The 26,678-nt window shown below is 73.9% G+C and carries 22 protein-coding genes; 7 read left to right on the top strand and 15 right to left on the bottom strand.

All coding sequences use genetic code 11. From position 1 onward, the window contains the following. Positions 1-98 precede the first annotated feature (98 nt). Positions 99-695, bottom strand: a complete 597-nt coding sequence (locus tag Q2K19_RS30125; RefSeq protein WP_302765562.1) for a hypothetical protein — start codon at positions 693-695, stop codon at positions 99-101. Positions 696-1,542: 847 nt separating this feature from the next. Further along, complete coding sequence (locus tag Q2K19_RS30130; protein ID WP_302765563.1) at positions 1,543-1,851, bottom strand: MazG-like family protein; 309 nt, start codon at positions 1,849-1,851, stop codon at positions 1,543-1,545. A gap of 132 nt (positions 1,852-1,983) precedes the next feature. On the opposite strand from Q2K19_RS30130, the gene gdhA reads away from it, so the two are divergent. Both gdhA and Q2K19_RS30140 read left to right on the top strand, forming a co-directional pair. After that, positions 1,984-3,300 carry an NADP-specific glutamate dehydrogenase gene (gene gdhA / locus Q2K19_RS30135; protein ID WP_446839744.1) on the top strand — a complete coding sequence of 439 codons (1,317 nt, stop codon included), beginning with the start codon at positions 1,984-1,986 and terminating at the stop codon, positions 3,298-3,300. Positions 3,301-3,465: 165 nt separating this feature from the next. After that, entirely contained in the window at positions 3,466-4,833 is a 1,368-nt protein-coding gene (locus Q2K19_RS30140; protein WP_302765565.1) for an alpha/beta hydrolase family protein, read from the top strand. 87 nt (positions 4,834-4,920) lie between these two features. Here Q2K19_RS30140 and Q2K19_RS30145 read toward each other — a convergent pair whose 3' ends face one another. The 7 genes from Q2K19_RS30145 to Q2K19_RS30175 all read right to left on the bottom strand — a co-directional run bounded on the left by Q2K19_RS30145 (position 4,921) and on the right by Q2K19_RS30175 (position 11,638). Then, positions 4,921-5,517 carry a hypothetical protein gene (locus Q2K19_RS30145; protein WP_302765562.1) on the bottom strand — a complete coding sequence of 199 codons (597 nt, stop codon included), beginning with the start codon at positions 5,515-5,517 and terminating at the stop codon, positions 4,921-4,923. Between the two features lie 968 nt (positions 5,518-6,485). Beyond that, positions 6,486-7,229: a DedA family protein gene (locus Q2K19_RS30150; protein WP_302765567.1), complete on the bottom strand. Its 744-nt coding sequence runs from the start codon at positions 7,227-7,229 to the stop codon at positions 6,486-6,488. Positions 7,230-7,450: 221 nt separating this feature from the next. Continuing rightward, a complete protein-coding gene (locus Q2K19_RS30155; protein ID WP_302765568.1) occupies positions 7,451-8,893 on the bottom strand; it encodes a serine/threonine-protein kinase in 1,443 nt (480 codons plus the stop codon). Between the two features lie 133 nt (positions 8,894-9,026). After that, positions 9,027-9,230 (bottom strand): hypothetical protein, encoded by a 204-nt coding sequence (locus Q2K19_RS30160; protein WP_302765570.1) that lies wholly within the window; start codon positions 9,228-9,230, stop codon positions 9,027-9,029. Between the two features lie 2 nt (positions 9,231-9,232). After that, a complete protein-coding gene (locus tag Q2K19_RS30165; RefSeq protein ID WP_302765572.1) occupies positions 9,233-10,297 on the bottom strand; it encodes a LacI family DNA-binding transcriptional regulator in 1,065 nt (354 codons plus the stop codon). 83 nt (positions 10,298-10,380) lie between these two features. Continuing rightward, entirely contained in the window at positions 10,381-11,262 is an 882-nt protein-coding gene (locus Q2K19_RS30170; RefSeq protein WP_446839781.1) for a helix-turn-helix domain-containing protein, read from the bottom strand. A gap of 121 nt (positions 11,263-11,383) precedes the next feature. Continuing rightward, entirely contained in the window at positions 11,384-11,638 is a 255-nt protein-coding gene (locus Q2K19_RS30175) for a DUF397 domain-containing protein (RefSeq protein ID WP_302765575.1), read from the bottom strand. A gap of 209 nt (positions 11,639-11,847) precedes the next feature. Here Q2K19_RS30175 and Q2K19_RS30180 point away from each other — a divergent pair, with 209 nt between their 5' ends. Then, positions 11,848-12,483 carry a GGDEF domain-containing protein gene (locus tag Q2K19_RS30180; RefSeq protein ID WP_302765576.1) on the top strand — a complete coding sequence of 212 codons (636 nt, stop codon included), beginning with the start codon at positions 11,848-11,850 and terminating at the stop codon, positions 12,481-12,483. Positions 12,484-12,491: 8 nt separating this feature from the next. On the opposite strand, the gene Q2K19_RS30185 is transcribed toward Q2K19_RS30180, so the two are convergent. Then, on the bottom strand, positions 12,492-13,496 hold the full coding sequence (locus Q2K19_RS30185) for a phosphotransferase (protein ID WP_302765577.1): 1,005 nt from the start codon (positions 13,494-13,496) through the stop codon (positions 12,492-12,494). 11 nt (positions 13,497-13,507) lie between these two features. Next, complete coding sequence (locus Q2K19_RS30190) at positions 13,508-14,002, bottom strand: type II toxin-antitoxin system PemK/MazF family toxin (protein ID WP_302765578.1); 495 nt, start codon at positions 14,000-14,002, stop codon at positions 13,508-13,510. A 91-nt stretch (positions 14,003-14,093) separates the two neighbouring features. On the opposite strand from Q2K19_RS30190, the gene Q2K19_RS30195 reads away from it, so the two are divergent. Beyond that, positions 14,094-14,696, top strand: coding sequence for a DUF4291 domain-containing protein (locus Q2K19_RS30195; protein WP_302765580.1), 603 nt, complete (start codon positions 14,094-14,096; stop codon positions 14,694-14,696). 64 nt (positions 14,697-14,760) lie between these two features. Next, positions 14,761-15,183, top strand: coding sequence for an OsmC family protein (locus tag Q2K19_RS30200; protein ID WP_302765582.1), 423 nt, complete (start codon positions 14,761-14,763; stop codon positions 15,181-15,183). Between the two features lie 18 nt (positions 15,184-15,201). On the opposite strand, the gene Q2K19_RS30205 is transcribed toward Q2K19_RS30200, so the two are convergent. Then, positions 15,202-15,939: a class I SAM-dependent methyltransferase gene (locus Q2K19_RS30205; protein WP_302765583.1), complete on the bottom strand. Its 738-nt coding sequence runs from the start codon at positions 15,937-15,939 to the stop codon at positions 15,202-15,204. A gap of 53 nt (positions 15,940-15,992) precedes the next feature. Between Q2K19_RS30205 and Q2K19_RS30210 the strand changes: the two genes are divergently transcribed. Together Q2K19_RS30210 and Q2K19_RS30215 are read left to right on the top strand one after the other, a co-directional pair. Next, entirely contained in the window at positions 15,993-16,511 is a 519-nt protein-coding gene (locus Q2K19_RS30210; protein WP_302765585.1) for an NUDIX hydrolase, read from the top strand. A gap of 31 nt (positions 16,512-16,542) precedes the next feature. Next, complete coding sequence (locus tag Q2K19_RS30215; RefSeq protein ID WP_302765586.1) at positions 16,543-17,784, top strand: hypothetical protein; 1,242 nt, start codon at positions 16,543-16,545, stop codon at positions 17,782-17,784. Positions 17,785-17,887: 103 nt separating this feature from the next. On the opposite strand, the gene Q2K19_RS30220 is transcribed toward Q2K19_RS30215, so the two are convergent. From Q2K19_RS30220 to Q2K19_RS30230, 3 genes are read right to left on the bottom strand one after another with little or no spacing between them, the layout of a single operon-like run. After that, positions 17,888-23,374 (bottom strand): non-ribosomal peptide synthetase/MFS transporter, encoded by a 5,487-nt coding sequence (locus Q2K19_RS30220; RefSeq protein ID WP_302765588.1) that lies wholly within the window; start codon positions 23,372-23,374, stop codon positions 17,888-17,890. Next, positions 23,374-26,493, bottom strand: a complete 3,120-nt coding sequence (locus Q2K19_RS30225; protein WP_302765589.1) for a non-ribosomal peptide synthetase — start codon at positions 26,491-26,493, stop codon at positions 23,374-23,376. Before Q2K19_RS30225 ends, Q2K19_RS30220 begins: the two co-directional genes overlap by 1 nt. Beyond that, a complete protein-coding gene (locus Q2K19_RS30230) occupies positions 26,490-26,678 on the bottom strand; it encodes an MbtH family protein (RefSeq protein ID WP_302765590.1) in 189 nt (62 codons plus the stop codon). Before Q2K19_RS30230 ends, Q2K19_RS30225 begins: the two co-directional genes overlap by 4 nt.

Here is a 26,678-nt window from a genome sequence, read left to right on the forward strand (position 1 = left end):
CCCGCGCCGGTCACTCTTGCCTTCTGGTACGCACAGATGCCGCTGGCCGGCACCCGTGTTCGGGTGCCGGCCAGCGGCTTGATGCGCTTGTTCGGTTGTCAGCTGTTCCAGTGCTGGGCGACGAGGTCGGCGGCCTGCTGCTCCCACTGGGCGTAGGCGTCCGGGTAGGCCGAGACCTGCACGGTCTGGGCGGCCTCGGTCAGCGGCATGTCCTGCCACCCGTCGACCTGCTTCAGACCCTTCTCGAACGCAAGCGTCGAGTACTCGGGGTTGGTGATCTGCTCCGGCGTACCCCAACCACTGGACGGCCGCTGCTGGAACAGGCCCAGCGAGTCGTGGTCATTGGCGTCGCCGAGGTGGCCCAGGTTCTCCAGCTTCGACTCCTGCAGGCTCGTGGCGATCGAGATCACCGCGGCCCGCTCCGGCAGACCCGCCTTCTTCGTCGCCGCAATGATCGCCTTCGCATTCGCGACCTGCTCATCGTTCAGGTCGATGCGCGACTGGGCGCCCTGCACACCATGCGGAACCAGCTTGGCCTTGTCCACACCCGGCTTGTCCGCCTGCACGGCCACCGCGACCGGCTTGCCCTCGACGGGGCGGGCGTCGGCGTGAGCGGCGATCGGACCGGCGAACACACCACCGGTGAAAGCCACACCAGCGATACCAAGCACGCTCTTACGCAGCATCGAGTTCATCACAAAGCTCCATTCGGGGGTTGGCGTCCACGCCGATGGGGGTCAACAGCAGACGCAAGCACCGTCAGGCGCCCAAAAAGCAAAAAGGGGAAAAGTCTTGGGGGGATCCGGCGTGCGGGGCAGGGCCTCTTCGCGGCGCCGGGACCATGTGTAACGACCGGCGGCCCACCATCATTCCGGCGACCCACGCACCCGCCTCGGCGGCGCGTCTTCCTCGGTCATTCACCCGTGTTCAACGACCCCCGCCCACCCACCATTCCGGCCCCGGGATGCCACCGGTCACACCCACAAACCGGACACACCACCCCGTCACGGGCCAGGCCGCGCAGACCCCGACGCGGTCAGTGGAACACCATGGAGGTCACCGGAGCCCGGAGACAGCCATGACGTTCCACCCAGCACACCCAGCCAGCCCACAACCCGGCCAAAACAGTCCGCCACTCCATATCGAGGATGGCGGCAGCAGGGCCGGGGCGGCGGAAGCAGCGGCATGACGGGCCGGGGCGCCAGACCGTCGCGGGGGACACCGGGAGAGTTGCGCCGCCGTCGGGGCGGCACCGCCGGACGTCTGGCGGCCATCGCGGCGCCGGCCGGGCGGCACCGCCGGATGTCCGGCAGGCCATCGCGCTGGCCCGGCCCCCGAACCCGCGCGTCGTGGGCCGCCGCCGGAAGACCTGGAACCAGACATCCGGCGTACCTCAGACGCCGACCGCGCAGACCGCACGGGTCCGGACCACGACGCGGGTGCGGCCCGCCGAGACCAGCGCAGCGATCAGCCTGACCGCCCGGAGCCGGCACGGCGGGCCACACCCGACAAGAGCAACCACCGAACAAGAGCAGCAGGTAGCTATCCGAGACGAGCCTGCACCTTGGCGGCACAAGCCGAAACCGCGGTCCGCGCATCGAGGCCGAGACTCTCGATCGCCACGAGCGCCGTGAACACGACGTCCGCCAGCTCCGCCGCGACCTGCTCGCGAGTGTGCGTCACCCCCTTGCGGGGGTTCTGCCCGAGCACCCCGATCCAGGCGGCGGCCGCCTCCCCCGACTCCTCGGTGAGTTTGAGGATGCGGCACGTCAACTCCGTGTCGCCGGTGCCGTTGGCGGCGTCCAGCCAGCCCCGGGCGGCCCGGGCCGCGTCCCAGATCAACTCGTCCACCCGATCAGTGAACCGGACGAGGGTGACGATCCGTATCCGGGGGCGGTCGGCGGGATGCCGATCCGGTGGGGGCGACGGGGCCGCCGCCGCGACCGGAAGGGGCGTGCGGTGATGTCGGAGACCGTCGAGACGGTGTTCGCGAGCGTAGTCAAGCGGAACCCTGGTGAGCCCGAGTTCCACCAGGCGGTACGGGAGGTGCTGGAGAGCATCGGCCCGGCCCTGGCTCGTCACCCCGACTACACGCACGCCCGGATCATCGAGCGGATCTGCGAGCCGGAGCGGCAGGTCATCTTCCGGGTGCCGTGGGAGGACGACCACGGCCGGGTCCGGGTGAACCGTGGTTTCCGGGTGGAGTTCAACAGCGCGCTCGGCCCGTTCAAGGGCGGCCTGCGCTTCCACCCGTCGGTCTACCTGGGCATCGTGAAGTTCCTCGGCTTCGAGCAGATCTTCAAGAACGCGTTGACCGGCCTGCCGATCGGCGGCGGCAAGGGTGGCGCGGACTTCGACCCGAAGGGCCGCTCGGACCGGGAGGTGATGCGCTTCTGTCAGAGCTTCATGACGGAGCTGTACCGCCACATCGGCGCGCAGACGGACGTGCCGGCCGGGGACGTCGGGGTGGGCGGCCGGGAGATCGGCTACCTGTTCGGGCAGTACAAGCGGATCACCAACCGGTACGAGTCGGGGGTGCTCACCGGCAAGGGCCTGGGGTACGGGGGCGCGCAGGTGCGGCGGGAGGCGACCGGGTACGGGGCGGTCTTCTTCGCCGAGGAGATGCTGAAGCAGACCGGGGACAGCCTGGACGGCAAGCGGGTGGCGGTGTCGGGCTCGGGCAACGTGGCCATCTACGCGATCGAGAAGGTGCACCAGCTCGGCGGCAGAGTGGTGGCCTGTTCGGACTCGGACGGGTACGTGCTGGACGAGAAGGGCATCGACCTGGAGCTGCTGCGGGAGCTGAAAGAGGAGCGCCGGGCCCGGCTCGACGGCTACGTCCGGCACGTGCCGCACGCGGTGGCGGCCTCCGGTCGTACCGTCTGGGAGGTGCCCTGCGATCTGGCGCTGCCCTGCGCGACGCAGAACGAGATCGGCGGGGCGGAGGCTGCGGCGCTGGTGGCCGGCGGCTGTGTCGCGGTGGTGGAGGGGGCGAACATGCCCACCACCCCGGAGGCGGTGCGCATCCTGGGCCGGGCCGGGGTGCGGTTCGCCCCGGGCAAAGCGGCCAACGCGGGCGGCGTGGCGGTGAGCGCGCTGGAGATGCAGCAGAACGCCAGCCGGGACTCGTGGACGTTCGCCCAGTCGGAGCAGCGGTTGCGGGAGACGATGCGGGACATCCACGCCCGCTGCTGGGCCACCGCGGAGGAGTACGGCCTGCCGGGCGACTACGTGGCCGGCGCGAACATCAACGGTTTCCGCCGGGTGGCGGAGGCGATGCTGGCGCACGGCCTGGTGTGAGCGGCCACAGTGGGCGGACCGGGCGAACGTGGCTGACCGTTCGGTCAGTCAACGATTGACACAGGTCAAGGTCCGGCCTAGGTTCAGGGCGCTACCGGCCGGTAGGCATCCGTCCCGCCTGGCCGCCCCCGTCCCGGGGCGGCACCCGTCCCCGGGGGAGCAACGATGCTGACCTCACCCACCCGCCTGGCCCGCCGGCTGCTCGCCGCCGGCGCCACCCTCACCCTCGCGGTCGGTCTCGCCGGCGCGGCACCGGCCGCCGCCACCGACCGCGACGACGACGGCGGCCAGCCGCTGCCCGGCTACACCATCAGCAACCCGCCGCTCGCGCCGCTGATCGTCGACGGCGCCACCACCACCGTCCGCCAGGGCGTGCACGAGCACGCCGGCTTCATCATCGAGACCCCCGCCCGGTGGAACGGTGAACTCGTCATGTGGGCGCACGGCTACCGCGGCCAGGGCGCCGTCCTCTCCCCCGAGCCGCCCGGCTACGACCTGCGCCAACGGATGCTCCAACAGGGGTACGCGTGGGCGTCGTCCTCGTACGACCACAACGGCTACGACATCCGCTCCGGGGTGCTGAGCACCCGGGCGCTGGCCGACCTCTTCGCTGACACGGTGCGGCGGCCGAAGCGGGTCTACCTGGCCGGGGTGTCGATGGGCGGGCACATCATCGGCCGCTCGCTGGAGCAGTACCCCGGCTATTACGACGGCGCGCTGCCGATGTGCGGGGTGCTCGGTGACCACGAGCTGTTCGACTTCTTCCTGGACTACAACCTGGTCGCGCAGGCCCTCACGGGAGTGCGCGCCTACCCGACGCCGGACGACTACCTCACCGACGCGGTGCCCCGGATCCAGGTCGCGCTCGGCCTCGCCGGCCTCCGGCCGGGCGGCCCGGACACCACCAACGACCTGGGCAAGGAACTGCGCGCCATCACCGTCGCCCGGTCCGGCGGGCAGCGCCCCGGCGCGGACGCCGCCTTCGCGGTCTGGAAGGACTTCCTCTTCAGCATCGCCACCACCAACGGCGGTGACTCCCCCGCCCAGCGGCCCGGCCAGCTCGCCACCAACCTGCTCACCCGGTACTCACCGAACAGCCCGGTGGACGTCAACACCAGCGTCCAGCGGGTCGCCCCGGAGGACCTGCGGCAGCGGCTGTCCCCGACGCTGACCGAGGTGCCGCGGATCAGCGGCCGCCCCACCGCGCCGGTGCTCGGCCTGCACGACCTCGGCGACCTGTTCGTGCCGTTCAGCATGGAACAGGCCTACGCCCGGGACGCGGCGTGGCACGGCCGTAGCGGCCTCGTGGTCCAGCGGGCTGTCCGCGCCGCGCAGCACTGCGAGTTCAGCCCGGCCGAGGCCGGCGCCGCCTGGGACGACCTCGTTTCCTGGGTACGCACCGGGCAGCGGCCGGCCGGCGACGCGGTCACCGATCCTCAGGCGGTGGCAGCACCGGACTTCGGCTGCCGGTTCAGCGATCGGGCGGCTTGGGCTACGGGGTCCGGGACCCGGCGGTTGTACGCGCCCTGCTGAGTCGGTGGTTGCTGCTTCTGCATAGACGCCGCTGGCCGGCACCCGTGTTCGGGTGCCGGCCAGCGGCTTGATGCGCTTGTTCGGTTGTCAGCTGTTCCAGTGCTGGGCGACGAGGTCGGCGGCCTGCTGCTCCCACTGGGCGTAGGCGTCCGGGTAGGCCGACACCTGCACGGTCTGGGCGGCCTCGGTCAGCGGCATGTCCTGCCACCCGTCGACCTGCTTCAGACCCTTCTCGAACGCAAGCGTCGAGTACTCGGGGTTGGTGATCTGCTCCGGCGTACCCCAACCACTGGACGGCCGCTGCTGGAACAGGCCCAGCGAGTCGTGGTCATTGGCGTCGCCGAGGTGGCCCAGGTTCTCCAGCTTCGACTCCTGCAGGCTCGTGGCGATCGAGATCACCGCGGCCCGCTCCGGCAGACCCGCCTTCTTCGTCGCCGCAATGATCGCCTTCGCATTCGCGACCTGCTCATCGTTCAGGTCGATGCGCGACTGGGCGCCCTGCACACCATGCGGAACCAGCTTGGCCTTGTCCACACCCGGCTTGTCCGCCTGCACGGCCACCGCGACCGGCTTGCCCTCGACGGGGCGGGCGTCGGCGTGAGCGGCGATCGGACCGGCGAACACACCACCGGTGAAAGCCACACCAGCGATACCAAGCACGCTCTTACGCAGCATCGAGTTCATCACAAAGCTCCATTCGGGGGTTGGCGTCCACGCCGATGGGGGTCAACAGCAGACGCAAGCACCGTCAGGCGCCCAAAAAGCAAAAAGGGGAAAAGTCTTGGGGGGATCCGGCGTGCGGGGCAGGGCCTCTTCGCGGCGCCGGGACCATGTGTAACGACCGGCGGCCCACCATCATTCCGGCGACCCACGCACCCGCCTCGGCGGCGCGTCTTCCTCGGTCATTCACCCGTGTTCAACGACCCCCGCCCACCCACCATTCCGGCCCCGGGATGCCACCGGTCACACCCGAAAACCGGACACACCACCCAGCGGGCGTCAGGCTGCGCGGGCGGCGGCGCGGTCAGTGGAACACCATGCAGGTCAACCGGAGCCCGGAGACAGCCATGACGTTCCACCCAGCCCACCCAGCCAACCCACAACCGGACAAACAGCCCGCGCCCTGTGCGGAGGAGGGCGACAGCAGGCCGGGATACAGGGGAAGCAGCGGCATGCCTGGAACGGTTGCGCCGCCGGCCGAGCACGGCAGGGCGGCCGGCCGGCGGGGGCTGGAACCCGCGCGGCCTGACCGTCGGCCCTCTGTTCGCCTACCGCGCACAATTCGGGCAGAGCCAAGCCCCGCCGCGTCTTTTACTCACCGTGACCCCCGCCGGGAGCCACATCACGAGTGAGCGATATGCCTCTGAGGCATATTTATGACTCAGCGGCATACCGCTCACGACCCTTTGTCATCCTCCAGGGATGTCCGAGAGCCGCCTGGCCCACCGCGCCCGCGGGACATCCGGCTGGCCGACGGACATTCGGCGCACCGCAGACGCCGACCGCGCAGGCCACACGGTCCGGACGGGGCCACACCCGCCAACCGCAACCACAGACGAGCGGAGCGGCACGGCCGGCCACATCCGAAACCGCAACCCCCGACCGGAGCCGGGGCACGGGCCACACCCGACAACCGCAACCACCGACAGGAACTACCGATCGTCCTCGGGGAGGTACCAACCGCCCCGGTACAGCGTCCCCCGACGCGGCTCGACCGCCGACGCGGATCGGCGTGACCGACGGACCCGGCCGACGACGAACCAGCCGACCGCTCCCACGCAGGCCACGATGACGACGTTCTGGAGCGTGCCGACGTACGACTCGACGAGGTGCCAGTTCTCCCCGAGCAGGTACCCGGCGAGCACGAAGGCGGTGTTCCAGATCAGGCTGCCCAGCGTGGTGTACAGCAGGAAGATCGGCACCGGCATCCGTTCGACGCCGGCCGGGATGGAGATGAAGCTGCGGAAGATCGGAATCATCCGGCCGAAGAAGACCGCCTTGACGCCGTGCCGGAGGAACCATGCCTCGGTACGGTCGACGTCCTCCACTTTGACCAGCGGCAGCTTGGCCACGATGGCGCGCATCCGGTCCCGGCCGAGCGCGGCCCCGACGTAGTAGAGGACGACCGCCCCCAGCACTGAGCCGAGGGTGGTCCAGCCGATGGCGCCCACCAGGCTCATCCGGCCCTGGCTGGCGGTGAAGCCGGCCAGCGGCAGGATCACCTCGCTGGGGATGGGCGGGAAGAGGTTCTCCAGGGCCACCGCGAGGCCGGCGCCGGGGCCGCCGAGCCGTTCGACGAGGCCGGTGACCCAGCCGACGGGTCCGTCGCCGGCCGGCTCCGCGGCCCGCGGAGCACTGACGCGGGGGCCGACCAGGAGCTGCGCGTTTCCGATCATCCGCCCACGTTACGGTGCCTCGCATCGGGCGACCACGGATTCGTCCTGTCCTCAGGCACCGCCCAGGTTGCCGCGCAGACGGCGGCGCTCGGCAGCGACGCGCACCCGGCGGGGGTGCTGGAGGCGACGGGCGACCCGGCGGTGCCGGCGGAGCGCGCCGGGCGGATGGCTCGACCGAGTGCGCCCTGCTCGTGCCGTGACGCGGTGCCGGAACGGAGGGTTCAGCCCTGGTCGCGGCCGTTGCCGCGCAGTTGCCCGTACAGGTCGAGCAGCTGCTGGAGCGCGGCGGCGGTCCCGTCGTCGATCTTGTCGTGGTCGGCGGCCTCGTCGATCCGCTCGCGCAGGTCCTCGACCCGCTTGGCCCGGTCCTTGGGCTTGCCCCGGTCCAGCTCGGCCGCCTTCTCCCGGAGGTCGTTCGCGGTCTTCGGGTCGAGCTGGCCGTCCGCCACGGCCTGGTCGAGCAGATCGGCGAACTGCGCGGCGAGCTCCCGCAGCGTCGCCGGAGCCGGCTGGGTGGTGGTGGGCTCGGTGGTGGCCGGCTCGGGCGCGGCGGACGACTCCGTCGCCGGCTCCGCCGCGGGGGCCGAGGCGGCCGGCCCGGCATCCGTCGGCGACTTGGCGTCGTCGTTGAGCAGCAGCGTGCCGATCAGGCCGAGCAGCAGTACCAGCCCGGCCGCGACCAGCACGCCGATCAGCCGGTTGGACCGGGCGGGCGGGTGCGGCGCCGACGGCGGCACGGGACGCACCGGCGCGGCCGCCCGGTCGATCAGGGTCGGCGAGTGCTCGGGCGGGGCCAGCGTGGGCATGATCGCGGTCGGCGGGTCGGCCGGCGGGCCGCCGCCGAACCGGGCGGCGAGCTGGGCGGCGGTGGGTCGGCGGGCCGGGTCCACGGAGAGGCAGGCCAGGGTGAGCTCGGCCAGGTCGGCGGGGAGCCCGGGGATCCGCAGCGGCGGCACCGCGGGCCGCCGGGCCTGCACGTCGAGCACGTCGTCCCAGGTCTGCACGGGCAGCGGGGCCCGCCCGGTGAGGGTGCGGTAGAGCAGCGCGCCGAGGGCGTACACGTCGCTGGCCGGGTTGGCCGGGCCGGGCGTCATCCGCTCCGGGGCGAAGTAGGCCGGGGTCCCCATCATCAGCTCGCCGGTCTGGCCGGCGAGGGGGTGGCGCGGCCCGGCGAGCGTGGCGATGCCGAAGTCGAGCACCTTGGCGCCGGTCTCGGTGAGCATCACGTTGCCGGGCTTGATGTCGCGGTGCACCACGCCGAGCTTGTGCGCGGCGGCCAGCGCGGCGGCGACCTGGCCGGCCAGCCGGACCGCCTCCGGCCAGGCGAGCGGGCCGCCGGCCAGCCGGTCGGCCAGGGTGCGCCCCTCCACCAGCTCCATCACCAGGTAGGGCACCACCGAGCGGTCGGGCAGCGTCGCCTCGCCGTAGTCGTACACCTGGGTGACGTGTGGGTGGGTGAGCCGGGCCGCGGCCCGGGCCTCGCGCTGGATGGTGGCGCGCAGCTGCGGGTCGGCGGCGAGTTGCGTCGCGAGGGCCTTGACCGCCACGGGGCGGTGCAGCACCTCGTCGTCGGCGCGCCACACCTCGGACATCCCGCCGAGCCCGATGCGCTCGCGCAGGACGTACCGATCGTGCAGGCGCAGCGAGGGCGTGAACGGCGACATGATGGTCCAGTCTGCCTGGCGCCCCGCCGAACCGACCAACCCGGTGCCCGGTTCGGTGTCGGCCAGGCGTTTCTGGGGCGAACGGGGTGCCGTCCGGGTGGCGCCGGCCACCCGGACGGCGGGTCGACGGGGGTCAGGGGTGGCAGGTCGGTACCGCGGCCGGGCGAGGCTCCATCCGGTCGGCGAGCCGGCGCAGAGCCCCGGCGGCGGCCAGCCGGGTGGGCGCCAGCCGGGGCGGGCGCGGCCGGTCGGGGCGGACCGGGGCGTCGGGCCGGGCCGAGTTGACGTGCCGCGTGACCGCGTCGACGGCGAGGACGAAGCCGGTGACGTGTTCCATGATCAGCTCCTGGGGACAGGTCGGGTGGAGGTGCGGACGACGAGATCGGTGGGGAGCAGGAGGTGGCCGTCGGCCGGGGCGGCCGGCGGCTCCAGCAGCAGCTGCGCGGCGAGCCGGCCCTTCTCCTCGGCCGGTTGCCGGACGGTGGTGAGCCCCGCGCCGGCCGCCTCGGCGATGTCGTCGAAGCCGGTGACCGAGACGGGCTGCGCCAGCCGCGGGCCAGCCGCGGCGAGCGCGTCGAGCACCCCGAGGGCCAGCACGTCGGAGCAGGCCAGCACGGCGGTGGGCGGATCTTCGCCGGTCAGGACGGGGGCCACGGCGGCAGCCCCGGCGGCGCGGCTGTTGCCGGTGGCGTTGAGCACGGTGATCGTGGACCAGGGGACGCCGGCGGCGGCGAACGCGTCGGCAAAGCCGGTGAGCCGGCCGCGCGTCGTCGGGTGGGGAGCGTCCGCGGGGCCGGCCAGCCGGAGCGGCCCGGCCGGGGCGTCGGGCAGCACGGCGTCGCCGAGCAGGGCGACCCGTCGGTGGCCGAGGGCGGCGACGTGGTCCGCCACCGATCGGGCGGCGGAGCGCTCGTCGATGCCGACGTACCGGTCGGTGGGGCCGACGTCGGCCGGCGGTGCGGTGGTGACGTAGGGCAGGCCCCGGTCGCGGATGACCTGCAGGGCCCAGTCCTCGTCGCCCACGCAGTAGACGCAGAACCCGTCGACCGCCGCGTTCTCGACGGCGGCGCGGACCCGGCCCCGCTCGGTGGGGAGCGGCACCAGCAGCAGGCTGGTGGCGTGCCGCTCGGCGGCCTGGCTGACCCCGGCTAGGAAGCGGACCGCGAAGGGGTCGGTGAAGGCGTACGACAACTCAGAGGTGAAGAGGACACCGAGGGCGCCGACGAAGCCGCGCCGCAGCGAGCGGGCGGTCGGGTCGGGGCCGGAGTAGCCGAGGCGCTGCGCGGCGTCGAGGATCTTCGCCCGGAGTGCCGCGGAGAGCTGGTCCGGCCGGCTGTAGGCGTTGGAGACGGTGCTCCGGGACACGCCCACGGCGTTCGCGACGTCCTGCAGGGTCGGCTTCACGGTCTCCCCTTCTGGATCGATTCAGTACTGGATCGATCCAGAGACTACCCGTCCGGTTCGGTGCGGGTCAATGCCGGGGGGCGTCAGGCCGGGTAGAGCTCGTCGCGGATCCGGGTGAGCAGCTCGGGGGTGCGCTCCGGCGGGGCGGCCTCCACGCAGAGCCGCTCCATGGCCAGCGCGTAGTAGTCGAGGTCGTCGCGCTTGTCGAGGTAGATGGCGCTGGTGAGCTGTTCGATGTAGACGATGTCGGGCAGCTCCTCGTCGCCGAAGCGGAGGATGCTGAAGGCGCCGCTGGCAGCGGCGTGCCCGCCGGCCTCGAACTGGACCACCTGCAGCCGGACGTGCGGCGCGGCGGTGGCCTCGATCAGCGCGTCGAGCTGGCCGCGCATGACGTCCGGCCCACCGATCGGCCGGCGCAGGGCCGCCTCGTCGAGCACCGCCCAGAGCTGCGGCGGCCTGCTGCGGCGTAGCACGTCCTGGCGCGCCATCCGCAGGCTCACCCGCCGGTCGATCTCCGCGGCCGGGGCGCCCCGGTGGCCGAGCAGGATCACGGCCCGGGCGTAGTCGGGGGTCTGCAGCAGGCCGGGGACGAACTGCACCTCGTACGTGCGGATCAGCGCGGCGGCGGCCTCCAGGCCGAGATAGGACTGGAACCAGCCGGGCAGCACGTCGCCGTAGCGGTGCCACCAGCCGGGGCTGTTGGCCTCCCGGGCGAGCTTGAGCAGCGCGTCGCGCTCCTCGACGTCCTTGACGCCGTAGAGGGTGAGCAGGTCGGCGACATCGCGTTCCTTGAAGCCGACCCGACCCAGCTCCATCCGACTGATCTTCGACTCGGAAGAGCGGATCTCCCAGCCGGCGGTTTCCCGGGTCACCCCGGCGCCCTCGCGGAGCCGGCGCAGCTGGGACCCGAGCAGGATGCGCAGCACCGTCGGCCCGGTGGCCGGACCTCCCTCGGCGGGCACCATCGTCACCTGCTGGTCCTTGGTATGTCGACTGTGGTCGGCCGGGCACCTGGCCCGGCCGACGTGTAAGCATGCCATGGACTCTGCGTGAGGCGTACTCCTCCGGACGGCGGAGTGGGTCCGGTCAGCGGGATCGGCGGTCGGCGATGAGGTTGTCGAAGTCGCCGTCCCGGGCGCCGAGCACGAACGCGGCGATCTCGTCCACTGTGTAGACGAGCGCCGGGCCCTCCGGGTGCCGGGAGTTGCGCACCGCGATGCCGGCCCCGCCGGGCAGTCGGGCCAGCTCGACGCAGTTGCCGCTGGGATTGCTCCGGCGACTCTTCTGCCATCGCAACGGCGGCAACTGGCTGGTGGGTACGCCGTTCTGAGGCTGCTGCATGTGGCGTCTTTCTCTGCACGGGCCAGCCGATGCCGCGGGGAGGGGCGGTGGTGGCGGAGGTGTCTGTCGACTGAGGACTGAGATGCACGTGCATCTGCTATTGCATCTGCAATGGACAGCGAGCATGATAACGCACGTGCGGTGTACCCATCCGTTCACTGTGGGTTACCGCAATCCCGGTCACCACCAGGCTGCGGTGAGGAGGGCGTGTGCCGGATCCGATGACCGTCGCCTCCGGCATCTCCGCCGTCGGTGCCCTGCTCTCCGCCTGGCAGCTGCGCCGCCGCGCGCTGCGCGCCGAGACGGAGATCGAGCTGCTCCAGGCCGAGCTGGAGGCCGAGCGGCACGCCGCCAGTCACGACCCGCTCACCGGGCTGCCCAACCGCCGCGCCTTCTTCCGGCTGGCCGCCACGCTGCTGACCGACACCGCCGGCCAGCCCCTGGTCGCGATCGTGCTCGACCTGGACGGCTTCAAGCAGGTCAACGACCGCTACGGGCACGCCGCCGGCGACCAGGTGCTGATCTGCGTGGCCCAGCGGCTGGCCGCGTTCGCCGGGGACAACCTCGTCGCCCGGCTCGGCGGTGACGAGTTCGCCGGGCTGCTGGCCGGCCCGACGGTGGACCGGCGCTGGATCGAGCACGCCACCCGCCGGCTCTGCGAGGCGCTCGCCGCCCCGATCCCGCTCGGCACCCGGACGGTCCAGGTGACCGCCTCCGTGGGGCTCGCCCCGGTGCACGGGCCCACCCAGTTGACCGAGGCGCTCTGCCGGGCCGACGCCGCGATGTACCAGGCGAAGAGCGTCGGCGCGGCCCGGGCGGCCCGACAGCTCGTGGCCGAATACTGAGCGGCCGGTCAGTCCGCCCAGCGGCCCAGGTCGCGCAGCGCGCGTCGAGCCAGGCTGACCAGACCCAGTGGCGACAGCAGCTCGACCACGATCCGCAGGGCCCGCACCCGGTCGGCCTCCGCACGGCCGGGGTCGGCCGCGTCCGCCGACCAGCTCCAGATGTCGTCCAGCGCCCGCACCCCGAGCTGGTACGCGAGCCGGACCGGATCCGGTTCCACCGGCCCGTAGCCGGCCCGGAAGGCCGCCTCGTCCACCCGTCCCCGCGGCGCGAAGGCCGGCCCGCCGCCGATCACGAACATCAGGTCCCGTTCCCGTGGGGCCAGCACGGCGTCGTCCCAGTCGATCAGCCAGACCTGCCCGTCGGCGCCGAGCAGCAGGTTGCCCAGGTGCGGGTCGCCGTGGCAGACCACCAGCTCCGCCGGCCGGGCCCGCAGCTCCGCGCCGAGCCGGTCCACCGCCGCCAGCAGGCGCGCGAGGTCGGCGGCGGCCGCCCGCCAGTGGCCGGCCGTCTCCCGCGTCCACCGGTCCGCGGCGTCGTCCACCGCGCGCAGCCGGCGGTCGGTCCGCCGGAACGCCGCGGCGACCGCGGCGTGGGTGTGGTCCTCCCGGGGCAGCTCGGCCAGCTCGGCGGTGACCGGGACCGCGTGCGCGGCGGCGAGCAGCGCGCCGTACCCGCGCCAGTGGGCGGGGCGCATGCCGCCGGCGGGGGCGCGTTCGTCGGAGACCCACGGCACCACGGTGAGCCGCCGTCCGTCGTGGACCGCGCCGAGCCGCCCGTCCCGGGTGGTCAGCGGTGCCGCGATGCCCGGTACGCCCTGCCGGACGAGCCGCGCCGTCACCACCGCGCCGGCCGGGGTGCCCCCGCCGGTGAGTTTCACCGCGTAGTCGTGGCCGTCGGCGGTGGTGGCCCGCCACAGCCGGGCGGCCGGGTCCGCGCCGAGGTCCACCGGCACGGTGGTGAGCAGGGTCAGCCCGAACTCCTCGGCGACCCGGGCGGCGAGCCGCGCGTCCACGCGCCGCCCCGTCAGCGCCAGCCGTAACCGGCGCGCAGCGCCTGGCCCACCCGGTCGAACCGGCGCCGGTCCAGCACCGCGCCCTCGCGGCGGATGCAGTCCTCGCGCATGGTGAGCACCCGGTCGAGGCGTACCCAGCTCGGGCGCCGGTCGTGGTCCCACTCCCCCGGGCCGAGGGCCAGCCAGTGCCGCTGCCCGTCCCGCTCGCTCTGGCTGGAGAGCATCAGCCCGAACAGCGTCCGGCTCTGCCGGCCGACCACCAGCACCGGCCGGTCCTTGCCCTGACGCGGGTCGTCCTCGTACGGGACCCAGGTCCAGACGATCTCCCCCGGGTCGGCCTGGCCGTCCAGCTCCGGGGCGTACGCCAGCTCGCGCCGCTGCAGCGCGGCGACCTGGCGCCGCCGGGCGACCTGGGCCGGGATCGGCCCGGCGGTCCGGGCCGGCACGGTCGTGCCCCCGGTGAGCCGACCGAACCGGGACGCCACGCTCCTCAACAGACCTGCCACGGCCGGCAGCCTATCCGCACCCGGGAAGGCGGCCGCGACGCGGGGCGAAACCCGGTGGCCGGGCCGGCCGGTCCTCGGCGACGATCCCCCGGTGACTGTTCCCCGCCACCAGATCCGGGCCGCCTTCACCGCCGACACGGTCACCGTCTACCAGGCGTACGGCCCGGAGGTCGCCGACCCGGCGCTGGCCGCCGGCCGGTTCGTGCCGCCCTTCAGCCGGGACCGGATGACCTGGATCAAGCCGTCGTTCCGGTGGATGATGTACCGCTGCGGCTGGGCGCTCAAGCCCGGACAGGAGCGGGTGCTGGCGGTCGAGATCAGTCGGTCCGGCTTCGAGTGGGCCCTCGCGCACGCCTGCCTCAGCGGCTACGACCCCCGGCTGCACGGCGACCGGGCCGCCTGGCGGCGGCAGCTCCGGTCCAGCCCGGTCCGCGTGCAGTGGGACCCCGAGCGGTCGCTGCGGCTGGCGCCGCTGCCGTACCGCGCGGTGCAGGTGGGGCTCTCCGGCGACGCGGTACGCCGCTACGTCGACGACTGGCTCGTCGGCCTCACCGACGTCACGCCGCTGGCCCGGGCCGTGCACGGCCGGCTCAATGACGGCGACGAGCCCGGCGCGGCCGGGCTGCTGCCGGTCGAGCGCCCGTACCCGCTGCCTGCCGAGGTGGCCCGGGTGGTCGACGCCAGTTCGGACTGAACCGGGGAGGGCGCCCCGCCGGCCCGGGTGGTTGACTCGGCCTGGTCGGGAGGGAGGGGTCGGCATGACCTTCGAGGTGCGCACGCGCAGCCTGCCGGACCGGCCGGCGGCGATCGGCTCGGCCGGTCCGTTCACGCTGGTGCTGGACCGCCCGGCGGACGGCGGCGGGGACGGCCTCGGCTTCAACGGCGGGCAGCTGCTCTACCTGGCCGTGGCCGGCTGCGTCTCCAACGACCTGTTCCGGGAGGCGCGGGCACTGGGAATCACCCTGCACCGGGTCGAGGTCACCGTGCACGGCGACTTCACCGGCGACCCGGCGGTGTCGACGGAGATCAGCTACGACGTGCAGGTGGCCGGCGACGCGGACGACGCGCGGCTGCGCGAGCTGGTGGCCCGGGTCGACGCGATCGCGGAGATCCCCAACTCGCTGCGCCGGGGCACACCGGTGCGGCTGCGGCACGCCGAGGTGACCGGCGACGCGGCCTGACGCGCGGGCTCGCTCGGGTCAGGCCGGGCGGCGGGCCAGGACCAGGGTGGTACGCAGGTCCATGACGACGGTGCCGCCGAACCCGTCGACGGCCGCGCCGACCGCGGCGAGCACCCGCTCGCGCAGCTCGGGCGGGCGTTTGAGCTGCGGCGAGAACGTGCTGACCAACCGCAGGTAGGCGGCGGTGTCCAGCGGCACCGCCCGGCGGAAGGGCAACGACCGCACGTCGGTGAAGAGGCCGCTGGCCACCACGTCGTCGTGGAACCAGCTCTCCGGACGGTCGTACGTCGGCTGCGGATCGGCCGACTCGAACGCCGCCCGCAGCGCCGCGGCGTCGTCCGGGTCGACGTAGTCGTAACGGTGGGCGAAGACGGCCAGGGTGCCGCCGGGGGCGAGCGCGTCGTGGGCCCGCAGGTTGCGGGTGGCCGGATCGAGCCAGTGCCAGGCCATCGCGCAGGCCAGCGCCGGCACCCCACCGGGCGGCGGGCGCCACCCCTCGAAGGGCACGTTCACCACCTCGACCTGAGGGAACCGGGCCGCGAGCACCCGCGCCATCCGCGGGTCCGGCTCGACGCAGGTCATCGGCGCGCCCAGGCCGAGCAGCGCCCGGGTGGCCAGGCCGGTCCCGGCGCCGACCTCGACGAGGGCGCCGGGCCCGCGGCCGTGGTAGGCCCGGATCGCCTCGACGATCTCCGGCGGATAGCCTGGGCGGGCCTCGTCGTAACCGCCGGCCACCTCACCGAAGAGCTGCGACATGGATCGCATCATCGCAGGGCGGGCCGGTCGCCGCCGACCCCTTGGGAGGTGTCGTGCACCCCGAACTGCCCCGGGACCTGCCGCTGCTCGAACGACGCGCGGTCCGGCTGGTGGTCCTCGACGCCACCGACCGCGTGCTGCTGTTCCACACCCGCGACCCGGAGCACCCCCGCCTCGGCACCTGGTGGGAGCTGCCCGGCGGCGGGCTCGACCCCGGGGAGACGTACCTGGAGGCGGCGGTGCGGGAGCTGCGCGAGGAGACCGGGATCGTGGTCGGGCCGAGCGGCGTGGGCGCACCGACCTGGCGACGCCGGGCCAGCTTCATCCACCGGCAGCTGCGCCACCTGCAGGACGAGGTGGTGGTCCCGGTACGGCTGCCGGGACCGGGACCGGACGTGGACGAGACGGACCGGCTCGACTACGAGGTGGAGGACTACTTCGGCTTCCGCTGGTGGCCGGTCGCGGAGATCGTCACCGAACGGCCGCGCTGCTATCCGGGGCGGCTGCCCGAGCTGCTGCCGGCGTTCCTGGCCGGCGAGGAGATCGACGAACCGTTCGAACTCTGGTCGTGACGGACGCCGCGGCAACCGGCACAGTGGAGCGGTGAACCTTCTCCACGTGCCCCTGGCCCGTTACGCACAGCGGCTGCACCGCGCCGCGGGCGACGCGCACCACATCGCGTCCCCGCTCGGCGCCTGGCTGCTCCTCGCGCTCGCCGGCCCCGCCGCCAGCGGCGACGTCCGCAAGGAACTGGAGGAGGCGCTCGGCACCGACGTGGACACCGCCGCCGCGGCGGCCCACGCGCTGCTGGAGGCGCCCCACCCGCTGGTCGCCGCGGCCACCGCGCTGTGGGAGCGGACGCCCTTCGGCGGGCTGGCCGGCTGGCGGGCGAGCCTCCCGGAGCCGACGCAGGCCGGGCCGCTGCCCGACCAGGCGGCGCTGGACGCGTGGGCGCGGCAGCACACCGACGGCCTGATCGACCGGTTCCCCGTCCGGGTCACCCCGGAAACCCTGCTGATCCTGGCCAGCGCGCTGGCCACCAGGGTGTCCTGGGCGGACCCGTTCCAGGTGGCGCCCGCCGAGCGGCTCGGGGCGGACAGCGCCTGGGCCGGTCGGCTGCGTCGGGTGCTCCACTCCCCCCGGCACGGGCACGCGAGCTGGATCGCGGCCACCACGCGGGCCGGTGACGTGGCGGTGCACGCCGCGCCGGGCCGCCCGGTGCCGACCGCGGGCGCCGAGGCCGGCCTGCTGGTGGTGTCCGTCGCCGCCGCGCCGGAGGTGCCGGCGGCGGACGTCCTCGCCGCCGCGCAGGAGATCGCCGCGTCGGCCGCCGCCGCTCCGGACGGGCCCCGCCCCGACCAGCGGTCCCTGTTCGACCTGCCGCTCGGCGACACCCCGCTGTGGACGCTGCGCGAGGAGACGGTGCACACGTTCGCGCGCGACGGGCGGGAGGAACGGAGCACGGCCGTGCTGCCCTGCTGGTCGGCGGAGAGTCGGCACGACCTGGCCGGCGTCGAGTTCGGTTTCGGCGCCGCCGCTCGGGCGCTCGGCACCCGCATCGGTGCGCCGGACCTGCCGTACGAGGCGGTCCAGTCCGCGGTGGCCCGGTTCGGGCGGTACGGCTTCGAGGCCGCCGCGGTCACAGCGTTCGGCATGGTGACCGGGCTGCCGCCGCAGGGCACCGCCCGCGTCGCGGAGCTGCGCTTCGGCCACCCGTACGCGGTGGTGGCGGTGGCCACCGACGACGCCGGCGGGCCGTGGCACGGGCTGCCGGTCTACTCGGCGTGGGTGGCCGAACCGCGGGAACTGCCTGAGGACGAACTGGCCGACCCGCCCCGACAGTAGTGAGCGCGGGGCCCCCGGTCGTGCCGCCGGAGGCCCCGCCGCTGTGCCCGTGAGAAGGGAACCCTTCTCTACCGCAGGCGTTAAGAAGGGGCCCTTCCTTTCGTCACGCCGCGACCGCGGCCCGGGCGGCGAGCCGCCGTTCCCGCTCCTGCGCGCCGATCAGGTCGTCGGGGAGGGAGTCCTCCACCTCGAGGTCGAAGCGGCGCAGCAGCCGGATCGCGAACCCGCCGAGGGTGGTCAGCACCAGGGCCAGCCCGAAGCAGACGTACGCGAAGCCGATGCCCCGGCCGGGACCGGTGCCGATCACGGCGCCCACCGACCCGGCGAGCGCCCCGTCCGGGGCGAGCATCGGCTCGAACAGGGCGGTGGCCCCCGGCGCGAGCAGCGCAAAGCCGATGGGCAGCGTCGACCAGGCGATGGTCTGGTTGAGGCTGAACACCCGGCCGTGGAAGCGTTGCGGCACCTTGACCTGGACGATGGTCGCGTAGATCGACTGCGCGGTGGTCATCGCCATGGCCAGCCAGCACATGCCGACGCAGATCATCGCCACCGAGCCGTCCAGGCCGATCAGCACACAGCCGATCGCGGTGCCGAGGTTCGCGACCAGCACGCCGATCATCCGCCGCCGGCGTGGGCCGCCCCACAGCGACATGAGCACGCCGCCGGCCACCGCGCCGACCGCCTGGGCGAGGGCCACCTGCGCCACCTGGGTCGGGGTGCCGAAGGAGAGCACCAGCGGGGTGGTGAGCACCAGCGCCGGGGCGAGGAAGATGTTGCCCAGCGCGAAATAGCCGAGCATCAGCCGGAAGCCGCGGTGCTGCCAGGAGAAGCGCAGGCCGTTGGCGATGGCGGCCAGCAGCCGTTCCCGGGGCCGCCAGCCCAGCAGGTCGGGGAATCGGACCACGGCCAGGGTGGCCACGGCGACCAGGTAGCTGGCCACGTCGACGAGGAGAATGCCCTTGAGGTCGATCGCGGCGAGCAGGCCGGCGGCGAAGACCGGCATCAGCAGGGTGGCGACCCCGGTGGAGAGCTGGGTGATGCCCATGGCGTGGCCGAGGTAGCGCTTCGGCACCAGCTGGGGCACCGCCGACTGGAACGCGATCCGCTGGAACGACCCGGCGACGGAGCTGAGCGCGACCAGCACATAGATGTGCCAGAGCACCAGGTTGTCCGTCCACAGCAGGGCCGCGAGGATCAGCTGGATCAGCCCGGCCACGGAACTGGTCAGCATCATGACCTTGCGCCGGTCGACCCGGTCGATGACCGCGCCGGCCACCGGGAGCATCAGCACTCCGCAGATCAGCGCGAGCGCCCAGAGCAGGCCGAGGTCGGCCACCGAGCCGGTCCGGTTGAACAGCCAGATCGGCAGGGCGAACGCGGTCAGCGCCGAGCCGGTGCTCGACACGAGCTGGCCGACCGTCACCGCCACGAAGCGAGCCATGCTCGGCTTGACCGTCGCCGTGGCCGGCTGCGGCGTCTCGCCGATCCGCAGGCGGTCCAGGACCGCCCAGCCGGCGTCCTCGCCCCGCGCCTGCGGGGTGAGCGCGCTGACGTCCCCGGCGGTCACCGCCGGGTGCGCCCGGGTGACGATCTCGGCCAGCTCCTCGGCGCGGTACTTGAGGAAGAAGTGGCCGGCCTGGTCGAGGACGACCAGCCCGAGGGTGTCGCTGAGGAACTGCCACTCGGCGTACCGCTCGCGGTGGTAGTCGGTGACCGGGTCCTCCGAGCCGACGACCGAGATGATCGGAGCGCGCAGCTTCGTCGCCCGCTGGTCGAGCAGCCCGGTGAAGTACTCCTCGGAGGCGCGGGAGTCCGCCCGCATGTTGCTGATGATCCGGTCGGCCTGCTCCGGGTCCAGCTCGTCGGTGTCCACCCCCATCGACTTGAGCCAGCTCGCGTAGTGCTTGTTGCTGCGCAGCTGCTCCAGTCGGTTGCGCGCCGTCGCGAAGAGGCCCTTGGGGCGGGCGAACGGGAACATCGCCCCGATGTAGACCGCCTCGAGGTCGCGACCGGCCGCCTCGACCTTGCGGGCCACCTCCGCGATGATCGCGCTGCCCACGCCGCAGTGGCCGTACAGGGCCAGCGGGCCCTCGACGCGTTCCAGGATCTCGTCGGCGACCCGGGTGGTCAGCTCGTCGAAGGGCAGCGCGTCCTCGCTGAGGCCGACATCGTGGCCGGGGATGGCGAGGGACCACAGCGCGTGCCCGGCCGGCAGCGCGTCGGCCAAGGGCTGGTAGACGATCGCGCTGCCGCCGCCGTACGGGACGCAGACGTAGGACAGCACCCGCTGCGCGGCGGGGATCGGCTTGGTCAGCTCGTAGAGCAGCCGGCGCGGGCCCGCCTCGGCGGCGTCGCCGGAGACGAACGCGGCCAGCTCGCGGATGGTCCGCTGCTGGAACAGGTCCATCACGCCGACCGGCCGGCCGCCCAGCTCGGCCTTGCGGATCTTGGCGACCACCTGGGTGGCGAGCATGGAGTGCCCGCCGAGGTCGAAGAAGTCGTCGTCGATGCCGAGGGTGTCGACGCCGAGCACCTCGGACCAGATGGCGGCGAGCGCCCGTTCGGTGTCGTCGCGCGGCTCGACCAGCGCCACGGACGCCTCGCGGGTGACCACCGGCGCGGGCAGCGCCCGGCGGTCGAGCTTGCCGTTGGGGCTCAACGGCAGCGCGTCCAGGGTGACGAACGCGGCCGGCACCATGTACTCGGGCAGGGTCTCCTTGAGCGCCGCCTTCAGTGCGGCGTGCTCGGCGGGCCCGACCAGGTAGGCGGTGAGCCGCTTGTCGCCGGGGCTGTCCTCGCGGACGATCACCGCCGCCTCGGTCACCCCGGGCTGCTCCCGCAGCGCGCTCTCGATCTCGCCCAGCTCGATCCGCAGGCCCCGCAGCTTGACCTGGTGGTCGATCCGGCCGAGGAACTCGACGACGCCGCGCTCCCCCGTCCCCTCCGGGGCGGGCATCCAGCGGGCCAGGTCGCCAGTGCGGTAGAGGCGGGCGCCGGGCTCGCCGGAGTACGGGTCGGGGACGAACTTCTCGGCGGTCAGCGCCGGCCGGCGGTGGTAGCCGCGGGCCAGCCCGACGCCGCCGATGTGCAGCTCCCCGGCGACGCCGACCGGGCACTCGGCACCCGCCGCGTCGAGCACGTGCAGGCGCAGGTTGGCGATCGGCGCGCCGATCGGCACGCTGCTGAGCCCGCCGAGCAGCGCCGGGTCGCAGGGCCAGGCGGTGACGTCGATGGCCGCCTCGGTGGGGCCGTACAGGTTGTGCAGGCCGCACCAGGGCAGCCGGGCGGAGAAGTCCACCGCGGACGCCAGCGGCAGCTCCTCGCCGGAGCAGACAACCCGGCGCAGCGCGGTGGCCGCCTCGATGCCCTCCTCGGCGAGGAAGACGGTGAGCATCGAGGGGACGAAGTGGGCCGTGGTGATCCGCTCGCCGACCAGCAGGTCGCGCAGGTAGCCGGCGTCCTTGTGTCCGCCCGGCTTCGCCAGGACCAGCCGGGCGCCCTCGCGCAGCGGCCAGAAGAACTCCCACACCGACACGTCGAAGCTGGCCGGGGTCTTCTGGAGCACCGCGTCGTCGGCGCCGAGGCGATACGCCTTCTGCATCCAGTCGAGCCGGTTGACGATGCCCCGGTGGGTGTTCGGCACACCCTTCGGCCGGCCGGTGGAGCCGGAGGTGTAGATGACGTACGCCAGGTGCTCCGGGCCGGCGGTCGGCGCCGGATCGGTGCCGGGCTGGTCGGCCCAGACGGCCGGGTCGTCAAGGGCGAGCACGGCGGCGGCGGTGTCCGGCAGCACGTCCCGCAGGTGCTGCTGGACCAGCACCACCGGCGCGTCGGCGTCGGTGACCATGAAGGCGAGCCGGTCGGCCGGATACTCCGGGTCCAGCGGCAGGTACGCCCCGCCGGCCTTGAGCACGCCGAGCAGGCCGGCGACCAGCTCGACGGAGCGTTCGGCGCAGACCCCGACCAGGGTCTCCGGGCCGACACCGGCGGCGCGCAGCCGGTGCGCGATCCGGTTGGCGGCGGCGTTCAGCTCCGCGTACGTGAGACTGCGCCCCTCGATGGTGAGCGCGACCGCGTCCGGGGTGGCCGCGGCGCGCTCCTCGATCGGCCCGTGCAGGGTCTGCGCACGCGGGAAGTCGGCGGCGGTGTCGTTCCAGGCCGCCAGCAGCGCCCGCTCCTCGGCGGGGAGCAGCTCCAGCCGGGACACCGGGGTGTCCGGCGCGGCGACGATCGAGGCGAGCAGGGTGGTCCAGCGCCGGGCCATCCGCTCGACGGTGTCCCGGGTGAACAGGTCGGTGTTGAAGACCAGCTTCCCCCAGAGCCCGCCGGCGGTCTCCACCGCGTGCAGCTCGAAGTCGAACCGGGTGGCTCGCAGCTCCATCGGGGTCCACTCGAAGCGGACGTCGTCGGCGCCGGAGACGCCGGAGAAGCGCCCCATTTCGTAGTTCTGCAGCACGAACATGGCCTGGAACACCGGGGAGCGGCTGACGTCGCGGGGCAGCCCCAGCTCGTGGACCACCTTGGCGAACGGCACCTCGGCGTGCTCGAAGCCGTCCAGCACGCTGCGCCGGGTGCGCTCCAGCAGCTCGGTGAAGGTGGGGTCGCCGGCCAGTTCGGCGCGCAGCGGCAGCATGTTGATGAACATGCCGACGACGTTCTCCAGCTCCGGCGCGGACCGGCCGGCCACCGAGGCGCCGACGGCGAAGTCGTCCTGGCCGGCGTGCCGGGCCAGCAGCACCTGGTACGCGGCGAGCAGGGTCATGAACAGCGTGCCGCCGCCCGCCCGGGTCAGCGCGTTGAGCGCCTCGGTGGTGGCCGGGTCGAGCTGGAACTCGACGAAGTCGCCCCGGTAGGTCTGGGTGGCCGGGCGGGGCCGGTCCAGCGGCAGCGTCAACGGGGTGATCCCGGCGAGCCGCTGCTTCCAGTAGTCGACGTGCGCCCGGGCCTGCGGGCCGTCCAGCTCCCTGGCCTCCCAGGCGGCGAAGTCGCCGTACTGGATCGGGAGGGAGGGCAGCTCGCCGCCCTGGTAGAGGGTGATCAGGTCGCGCAGCAGCACGTCCACCGACCAGCCGTCGCCGACGATGTGGTGCTGGCCGAGGAAGAGCACGTGGTCGTCGGCGGCCAGCCGGACCAGCAGGGCCCGCAGCAGCGGGCCGTGCGCCAGGTCGAACGGTTCGGCGGCGGCCGCCTCCACCAGCGCCTGGGCGGCGACCTCGTCCGGCGCGTCCACGATGGTCAGTGGGACGTCCACCGTCTCCTCGATCACCACGGTGGGACGTCCGTCGGTATCGGCCGGGAAGCGGGTCCGCTGCGACTCGTGCCGGGCGGTCAGCCCGGCCAGGGCGGCCCGCAGCGCGTCGACGTCGAGCGGGCCGCGCACCCGCAGCGGCACGGCGATGTGGTACGCCGCCTCGCCCGGGGCGAGCTGGTCCATGAACCAGACCCGCTCCTGGGCGTACGACAGCGGCACCTCGACGTTGGCGGGCCGGGGCGTGATCCGGGCCGCGGGGGCGGCCCGGCGGGCGCGCAGTCGCCTGGCGATCAGCGCCTGCCGGGCCGCCTCCCGGGTCGGATCCTTCAGGTCGGTCATCAGCGCGTTTCCTCTTCCGCCGCGAGCAGCGCGGCGACCTCGGTGTCGGAGAGTCCGTCGAGTTCGGCGGCGATCCGCTCCTCGATCTGGGCGGCCAGGTCCGCGACCACGGGGCTGCCGAACAGCGCCCGCATCGGCAGGTCGACGTCCACCTCGGCCCGGATCCGGGCCATCGCCCGCATGCCGCGCAGCGAGTTGCCGCCGAGGGCGAAGAAGTCGTCCAGCGCGCCGACCTTCTCCACCTGGAGGATCTCGGCGTACACCTCGGCGACCAGGGACTCGGCGTCGGTGCGGGGCGGGACGTAGCTGTCCTCGGCCGGGACGGCGGCGGCCGGGGCGGGGAGCGCGGCCCGGTCCAGCTTGCCGTTCGGCGTCAGCGGCAGCGCGTCGAGCCGGACCAGCGCCGCCGGGACCAGGTGGGCGGGCAGCTCGCGGGCCAGCTCGGCGCGGACCGACTCCTCGACGGCCGGGCCGACCAGGTAGCCGACCAGGACCGGCTCGCCGCCGTCGGTGCGCACCGCCGCGGCGGCCGCCCGGACGTCCGGGTGGGCCAGCAGGGCCGCCTCGATCTCGCCCAGCTCGATCCGCATGCCGCGCACCTTGACCTGGTCGTCCCGGCGGCCCAGGTAGTCCAGCGTGCCGTCCGGACGCCAGCGGGCCAGGTCGCCGGTGGCGTACATCCGGCTGCCCGGCGGCCCGTACGGGCAGGGCAGGAAGCGCTCGGCGGTGAGGCCGGGCCGGCGGTGGTAGCCGCGGGCCAGCTGGGTGCCCGCGACGTAAAGCTCACCGACCACGCCCGGCGGCACCGGCCGCAGCGCGGCGTCGAGCAGCAGCGCCCCGGTGTTCCAGGTGGGCGCGCCGATCGGCACCGGGCCGGGCTCGACCGGCTCGCCGGGGGCGATCCGGGCGGCCACGCAGCCGACCGTCGCCTCGGTCGGACCGTACTCGTTGATCACCGCCACGTCCGGGTGCGCGGCCCGCCAGCCGGCTAGCTGCTCGCCGGTGAGCGCCTCGCCGCCGATGACCAGGTCGCCGGTGGGCGACAGTTCGTCGTCGAGCAGCGGCAGGTGGCTCGGGGTGACCTTGAGGAAGGTCGGCCGGCCGCCGGCCCGGGCGGCCGGCTCGTCGAGCGCGGCCAGCCGCACCGTGCCGCCGGCGGTGAGGGTGCCGAGCAGGCCGGTGACGGTGAGGTCGAACGAGACCGGCGAGTGCAGCAGCGCCGTGCCGGACAGGCCCGGGTAGGTGTGCCGGGCCCAGGCCAGGTAGGCGGTCACCGCCCGGTGCTCCACCACCACGCCCTTAGGGCGGCCGGTGGAGCCGGAGGTGTAGAGCACGTACGCGGGATGCTCGGGACGCAGCGGGGCGAGCCGGTCGGCGTCGACGAGGTCCTCGTCGGCCTGGTCGGCACCCACCTCCCCGTCCAGCACCAGGGCGTCGGCCGGCACCAGCGCGGCGGTCTCCGGGGCGGCCACCACCAGCGCCGGCTCGGCGTCCGCCAGCAGGTAGGCGATCCGGCCGGCCGGGTACCCGGTGTCCACCGGGACGTACGCGCCGCCGGCCTTGAGCACGGCGAGCACCGCCACCACCAGCTCCAGGCTGCGCGGCAGGGCGAGCGCGACCCGGGTCTCCGGGCCGACGCCGCGGGCCACCAGCAGCCGGGCGAGCCGGTTGGCGGCGGTGTTCAGCTCGGCGTACGTCAGCGGCGCGCCGTCGCAGACCAGCGCGACGGCGTTCGGGCCGGCCGCCGCCTGCCGCTGCACCTCGGCGACCACCGTGGTCGGCGGCACCTCGTGCGCGGTGTCGTTCCAGGCGCCCAGCACCAGGTCCCGCTCGGCGTCGGTGAGCAGCGGCAGCGCGCCGACCGGGCGGCCCGGGTGGGCGACGGCCGCGGCGAGCAGCCGGACGTACCGGTCGGCGACCGCCTCGGCGGTGGCCCGGTCGAACAGGGCCGTCCGGTAGACCAGTCGGCACTCCCCGGTGGTGATGTCGAAGGCCAGGTCGTCCTTGGTGGTGCCCAGCTCCACCGGGTCCAGGCCGGAGTCCGGGATGAAGTTCAGCGCGGTCTGGAAGATCGGCTGGACCGACGGGTCGCGCTGCGGGTGGACCGCCTCCACGATCTTCTGGAACGGGGTCTGCCCGTGCTCCATCGCGTCGACCAGGCCGTCCCAGACCCGGCCGAGCAGCTCGGCGAAGGTGGGATCGCCGGAGACGTCGCAGCGCAGCGCCACCGGGTTGACGAACATGCCGATCAGCGGGCCCAGCTCGGCGGTGTCCCGGCCCGCGGTGGAGACCCCGACGACCACGTCGGGGTCGCCGGAGATCCGGGACAGCAACGCCGCGAAGCCGGCCAGCAGCACCATGTACGGCGTGGCCGCCGCGCCGGCCGCGAGCGCGCCGACCCGGTCCAGCAGCCCGTCCGGCAGGTCGAAGCGCACCTCGTCGCCGGCGAAGCCGAGCTGGGCCGGGCGGGGCCGGTCCAGTGGCAGGCCGGTCACCGGCGGCGCGCCGGCCAGGTGGCCGGTCCAGAAGGCGAGCTGGCGCTCCAGCTCCGCGCCGGTGAGCTGGTCGCGCTGCCAGACCGCGAAGTCGGCGTACTGGATGGGCAGCTCGGGCACGGCGGCGGTGGCGCCGGTCAGCGCGGCCTCGCTGAACGCGGCGAGTTCCCGGGTGAACAGCACCGCCGAGTGGCTGTCGAAGACGGCGTGGTGCGCCACGAACAGCAGCGAAAGCGCGCCCTCGGACCGGATCAGTCGGGCCCGCCACGGCGGCGGCTCGGCCAGCCGGATCGGGGTGCGGGCCAGTTCCTCGTGCAGCGCGTCCAGCCGCTCGGCGAGGGCCGTCTCCGACAGGCCGCGCAGGTCCTCGACCGGCAGCGCGACCCGCTCGTGTGCCCGGACCACCTGCACCAGGGCGCCGTCGTCGACCCGCAGGTAGGTGCGGAGCGACTCGTGCCGGGCCACCACCTGGTTGACGACCTCGGCGGCGGTCTCCGGGTCGATGCCGGCCGGGAACCGCCACGGGTTGGAGACGTTGAACACGGGCGAGTCGGCGTCCACGTCGTTGGCCATCCACACCCGCTCCTGGGCGAAGGAGGCCGGGAAGGTCCACTCCTGCGTCATGACTGCGCCTCGCGGACCGAGCGGGGACGCATGTCCGTCCACACGGTGTCGACGTGGGCCAGGCACTCGTCGCGGGTGCCGGTGAAGCCCGCATCGTGCCAGCCGGCGGGGACGTCCCGGTCGGCCGACCAGATCGAGTACTGCTCCTCGTCGTTGCGGACGACCAGGAATCGGGGTTCGGCCAT

It is taken from the genome of Micromonospora sp. NBRC 110009 (assembly GCF_030518795.1).
Lineage (GTDB): Bacteria > Actinomycetota > Actinomycetes > Mycobacteriales > Micromonosporaceae > Micromonospora.